The 3,884-nt window shown below is 54.0% G+C and carries 3 protein-coding genes and 1 pseudogene; all 4 read left to right on the top strand.

Translation table 11 applies throughout. The features are described 5' to 3' along the window. The coding region (locus ENN40_05735) for an ISL3 family transposase (GenBank protein HDP94845.1) at window positions 1–136 on the top strand (136 nt) is incomplete at its 5' end. Then, window positions 123–260, top strand: a pseudogene (locus ENN40_05730) (DUF4172 domain-containing protein). The gene ENN40_05735 and the pseudogene ENN40_05730, both read left to right, overlap by 14 nt. Before the next feature lie 404 nt (window positions 261–664). Next, window positions 665–1,180: a flavin reductase family protein gene (locus ENN40_05725; protein ID HDP94844.1), complete on the top strand. Its 516-nt coding sequence runs from the start codon at window positions 665–667 to the stop codon at window positions 1,178–1,180. 350 nt (window positions 1,181–1,530) lie between these two features. After that, a partial coding sequence (locus ENN40_05720) for a peptidase M14 family protein (GenBank protein ID HDP94843.1) occupies window positions 1,531–3,884 on the top strand: 2,354 nt, incomplete at its 3' end.

Below are 3,884 nucleotides of genomic sequence, written 5' to 3'. Positions count from 1 at the left end.
GGTTGTCGGCGTGTGTTGCGACATGTGGCAACCCTATATCGACATGATCCGCGAACACCTTCCCCGGGCGACACTGGTGTTCGATCGTTTCCATATCACCCAGAACCTCCTCCGGGCTGTAGAAATGTTCTCCTGATACGGCTTTACGTGATATAAAAGATCTGATGGAAAAAGGAATTTTGAAACAGGAAGAATCCGGAGGCCGCAGCACCAACTATAAATTGGCTGATCTCCGGGACAAAACTGGGTTAAGGTCTTGAAATACTATAGCAGCGCTGTGGGGAATGCAGGTTAAGGCAGCTCCCTGAGAAAGCTGCGCCGGGCGATCCCCACGGCCAAGAGCCAAAATAATCCAGATCCCGTGAACCAGGGGAAGAGTTCACGCGCATTCACGATCCGCCGTGAAGATAGTTCCCTTTTTGTTCGGTGTGACTTAAAGAGCCTGCCGGATGATGAATTTCATCATCCATTTTTCCGGAAATATGCTTGAAATTCCAAACTCACGGCCCTAAAATCAGTTTATGGGGAAATTGGGTTTACTGTCCGTTCAATTAAGGGATACAAAACAAAAATGAGAAAAATGAAAGCATTCAGCATTCTATTAATCGTTTTAAGCCTAACCATGGTTTCCTTCTCCCAGAACACGGATGATTCCATGCAGGCGATGGGATTCAAAAATATTGAAGTGAGAGATCTTAAAGAAAATACAATCAAGTTGTTTGCGGATGACTGGGGATTGGTAACCGCCGGAGATTTTGCTGATTTCAACACCATGACCATCTCCTGGGGTGGAATCGGAAACCTGTGGAATAAACCTTCCACATTTATTTTTATCAAGCCGGAGCGGTATACTTTCGGTTTTATTGAAAAACACCAATCCTATACCATTTCCTTTTTCGACCATGAAAAATATAAAGATGATTTGTTGGTTTGCGGAACAAAATCAGGACGCGATGGAGATAAGCTGAAAGAAACAAAACTAACCAGTATTTGCCTGCCTTCCGGGGAAATGGCATTTAAAGAAGCCCGGATCATCTTTGAATGTAAAATCATTTACCAGGACAGCCTGAGCGCTGAAACCACACCGGATAGAGAAAAAGAGAGATACTATAAAACCGGACGTTTTCACAAGATGTATGTAGGTGAAATCACTGCGATCTGGTGTAAAGAAAATGAATAAGGTGAGGAAGGGGGACGGTTGCCTTATGCACAGATTTTTGTGAGGAGCCAAAGATGAAAATAAGGAAGGACCGGGAGTCAAAGACCTGACTCACGTTTTGGGGCGATCATTTTTGTGTCTGTTCAATGAAATCAAGTTCCCGTCGGCGCAATTCAAGCAAAACCTGACCCTCGATTTGAACTATTTTGTCAACTTTTACATTTACAAAATACCGGCATTGTCATAATGTAAGACCCCCGTTTTCTGTGATGCGGTTTCCTTGAATTTTCCGGTTCATCGCCCTAGAATCAAGCGATGGGGGAAAGCGGTTTCCCGTTGACCTCTTCCCCGGATCCGATCAGGAGGACGCCATGCGTTTCTGCCGTGCCATCATCACACTGTTTCTGTTTGTTGCCGTATTGACGACGACTCCAGCTGCAGCCCAGGCTGCGATTCCGTCACCGGAAGCGTATTTCGGGGTCAAACCCGGAACGGACCGGGAGCTCATCCATTGGCGGGACATGGTGAAGTACTTTTACGCGCTGGAAAAGAGCAGCGACCGCATCCGGGTCATGCACATGGGGCCCTCCACCATGGGCCATCCCTTCCTGGTGCTCATCATCTCATCGCCGGATAACCTGGCCAACCTTGACGAACTGCAGAAAATCAACCGGGCCCTCAGTGATCCCCGGGGATTCGACGACAAAACCCTGGAATCCTATATAGCAAAAGGAAAAGCCGTGATCTGCCAGTCCATGGGTCTGCACTCCAGTGAAGTGGGCGGGACCCAGTCGGCGCCGGGCATCGCCCATGCCCTGGTATCCGGAGGGGATGAGCAGACCCGGCGCATCCTGGACAACGTGCTTTTTTTCATGATCCCCTGCTTCAACCCCGACGGTGACATCATGGTCCATGATTGGTACAATGCCTGCAAGGGCACAGACCATGAGGGCATATCCATGCCCTGGCTCTATCACAAGTACATCGGGCACGACACCAACCGGGACGGTGATTTCCTCAACATGGCGGAATCCCGATACGCGGCCCGGGTCATGTTCGTGGAGTGGCCGCCCCAGGCCTACCTGGACCATCACCAGATGGGAAGTTACGGGCCCCGGTTTTACGTGCCGCCCTATTGCGAACCGATCCGGCCCCACGCGGATCCCCTGATCTGGCGCGAGATCAGCTGGTACGGCGCCCACATCGCCCACAAACTGGAAGAAAGTGAAATCAAAGGCGTGATCAACGACGCCCTGTTCCCGGGGTGGGGCCATTTCGGCTGGCATTGGATCACCCCCTTTCACAACATCGCGGGCATGCTCACCGAATCGGCAAGCGCCCGGCTCGCCTCACCCCTCTACGTCCATCCCGAACAGCTCAAGGGCGGCAGTCGGCAGTTTCCCGAATACGAGGCCCAGTCCACATTTCCCAGCCCCTGGAAGGGCGGCTGGTGGCGTCTTAAAGACATTGTGGAACAGATCCACATCGCGGCCGTGGCGTTGCTGGACCACGCGGCCCGCAACCGCGAAGCGGTGCTCAGCGGCGCCGTGCTCAAAGCCCAACGACAGATCCAACGCGGAGCCGATGGAGACGTGAACGCCGTCATCGTGCCGGCCGGGCAGCACGATTCCCTGACCGCGGTGATCATGATCAACACCCTGATGAAATCGGGCATCGAGATCCGAAAAGCCCAAGAGGATTTCATTTCCGGCCGCCGCCTTTTTAGGGGAGGCTCCTTCATTATTCCCCTGGCTCAGCCCAAGATGGGGCTGATCCGGAACCTGCTCATGCAGACCCGGTATGTGGACAATGACTGGACCCGGGACCGGGACGGCTCTATTATGCGCCCCTATGATCTGTCCACCCATACCATGAACGAGTTCATGGGCGTCGGTTCCGAAGCAGTGAAACTGGAAGAGATGCCCCCGGCAAAGAAGCTCACGGGAGAGATCCTGCCCCGGGGACGGGTGGATGTAGATGGTGAGGTTTGGGCCCTGGACGGCCGGCTCAACGCGGCTTATAAAGCCGCGAACATGCTGCTGGAAGGCGGAGCCGAAATTGCGCGCGTACACACCGGCACGGAGCTGTTGCGCCGGGGTGATTTCATCGTTTTTTCCGCGGATGCCGAGTTGATGAGGCGGGCCGCAACCGAGACGGGCGTGGATTTCCGGGCCATACCGTATGTGCCCCGGACGGAGGTCCGAACCTTGCAGCGGGCGCGGACGGGCATGTACCGCAGGTATTGGGGCGGCAACATGGACGAAGGCTGGACGCGGTTCCTGTTCGACACCTTCCAATTCCCCCATACCTCCATGCGGGATACCGATTTCGCCAAAGACCGCCTGCGCAGGCGATTCGATGTGATTGTATTTGCCGACGATTCGCCGCACATGATCCGGGGCGATATCCCGGAGCGCTACCGGCGCTGGATCTTCACGGATATTCCGGAAAAGTACAGGAGCGGGCTGGGCAAAAAAGAGATCCGGCATCTTAAAGCCTTCGTCGAAGACGGCGGCCGGCTGGTGATGTTCAACCAGTCATGGAAATTCGCGGCGCAGGTATTCGACCTGCAGGTGACGGATATCACGGAAAAGCTGAGCGATGAAAAGTTCTTCTGTTCCGGCTCCACCATCCGGGCCGAATTCGACACCCGCCATCCCCTGGCGGCGGGCATGCCCGCCGGCGGGCTGGTGCTGTTTACCGGCAGCCCCGTATTTGAAATCGT

The organism is Candidatus Aminicenantes bacterium, assembly GCA_011049425.1.
In the GTDB taxonomy this organism is placed as follows: domain Bacteria; phylum Acidobacteriota; class Aminicenantia; order UBA2199; family UBA2199; genus UBA876.
The sequence above is the reverse complement of the archived record's forward strand: the minus strand, read 5'-3'. Positions and strand labels throughout refer to the sequence as shown.